General features: G+C 69.5%; 3 protein-coding genes. 2 read left to right on the top strand and 1 reads right to left on the bottom strand.

The features are described 5' to 3' along the window. Positions 1-116: 116 nt before the first annotated feature. Entirely contained in the window at positions 117-911 is a 795-nt protein-coding gene (locus VIR09_RS03335; RefSeq protein ID WP_332011583.1) for a helix-turn-helix transcriptional regulator, read from the bottom strand. A gap of 96 nt (positions 912-1,007) precedes the next feature. On the opposite strand from VIR09_RS03335, the gene VIR09_RS03330 reads away from it, so the two are divergent. Together VIR09_RS03330 and VIR09_RS03325 are read left to right on the top strand one after the other, a co-directional pair. Continuing rightward, complete coding sequence (locus VIR09_RS03330) at positions 1,008-1,274, top strand: hypothetical protein (protein ID WP_332011582.1); 267 nt, start codon at positions 1,008-1,010, stop codon at positions 1,272-1,274. A gap of 93 nt (positions 1,275-1,367) precedes the next feature. After that, the coding region (locus tag VIR09_RS03325; RefSeq protein WP_332011581.1) for a DUF523 domain-containing protein at positions 1,368-1,556 on the top strand (189 nt) is incomplete at its 3' end.

The following is a 1,556-nucleotide window of genomic DNA, read 5'->3' as shown; positions in this document are numbered from 1 at the left end:
GCCAAGCCTGCGCGCAAGGCGGCCAGCAAGACCGCCAGCAAGACCGCTCCCCGCACGCGCCGGGCCAGCAAGGCGGCCGAGGAATCCTGAAGCCCAGGCTTCGGGACTGACAGCCCCTAACCGCCCGGGCCGCTGTAGCGGCCCGGCGTAGCGCCCAGTTCGCGCTTGAACATGGCGATGAAGGCGCTGACGTTGTCGTAGCCCAGTTCCAGCGCCACCGTGGTCACGGCGGCGCCCTCCGCCAGCATTTCCTGCGCCCGCATCAGGCGGGCGCGCTGGCGCCATGCCCCCAGGGTCAACCCGGTTTCCGCCAGGTAGCGGCGCGCCAGCGTGCGCGGCGACATGCCGATCGCTTCGGCCCATTCCTCCTGCGTCCGGACGTCCGAGGGTTGGTCCGACAGCGCAAGCGCCAGCCGCTGCAAGCGCGGCTCGCGGGGCAGCAGCAGCGCCTGGCCGGCTTGCGGCAAGCTTCTGATTTCATCCCGGATCACTTCAATGAGGCGGCTGCGCGCCGGTCCCATCGTGTCGTCGTCCCAGGACGCGGCGCGGTCCACCGCGGCCAGCAGCAGATCCGAGGCATGCAGCACGCAGGGCGTGGCGGGCAGCCCGGCGCAAGCCGCGGGACTCAAGTACGCGCTATAGCCGGCATAGACGCCGTGCGAATAGAGTCCATGCGGCTGGTCGGGAGGAATCCAGACGGCCTGCCGCGACGCCACCACCCATTGCAGGTCGCCCGCGTAGACCGTCAGCAAGCCCCGATACGCGCCCAGCAACTGCCCCCGCGCATGCTGGTGCATGGCGGTGTGGCGCAGCGCGCCGTCCTGGTTGCGCACGGCGATCAGCCTGGGGCCGCCGCGCGACCGGGCGCGGCCGGGATCGAGCAAGGGGCGGTTGGGAACCTGGATTGCCACTGGCAGAAACACCGTATCAATTGACTCAAACAGCGCAGACTTGCCACACGGGCGCGTCTATCGTACTCCTGTCTCGACCAGCAACAGGAGCTGAACATGAAAGCAGACGACATCTTGCCGGACGGCGTGGAACTAGGCGATTTCAAGGGCGTGGCGGTACGCAAGGGAACCGTGGGGGCATTCCTCGCGAACGCCCGCGTCTGCCTCGACCCGCAGGCGCCGGCCCAAGCCGTGGCCGTGGCGCGGCAGGACATCCAGGAGGCCTTGCCCGCGCTCAACGCGCTGGGCCTGTTCGAGGTGCTGCAAGTGCGCGATCCCGCGCTGCGTGCCTGGATGCGCGAGAGAGCTGCGGCCGGCTGCTGATTCCGAGGCCGGAGGGCTGCCTGAGGCCAGGCTGGGTGCTCTATCATGCATGCTTTGGATCCGGGCTTGGCAGCCCCACACGTCGGATTACGCATGCAATACGTTCTGGTCAGTTCCTGCCTCCTGGGCAACCCCGTGCGCTACGACGGACGCAGCGCCTCCCACGACAATCCCGTGCTGGCCGGGTGGCGCGACGAAGGCCGGGTGGTGGCCGTCTGTCCGGAAATGGCGGGCGGCATGCCGGTGCCGCGCCCGCCGGCCGAGATCGAGCCTGCCGCCGAC

The sequence above is a fragment of the Achromobacter sp. genome (genome assembly GCF_036567245.1).
In the GTDB taxonomy this organism is placed as follows: Bacteria; Pseudomonadota; Gammaproteobacteria; order Burkholderiales; family Burkholderiaceae_B; genus Achromobacter.
The sequence above is the reverse complement of the archived record's forward strand: the minus strand, read 5'-3'. Positions and strand labels throughout refer to the sequence as shown.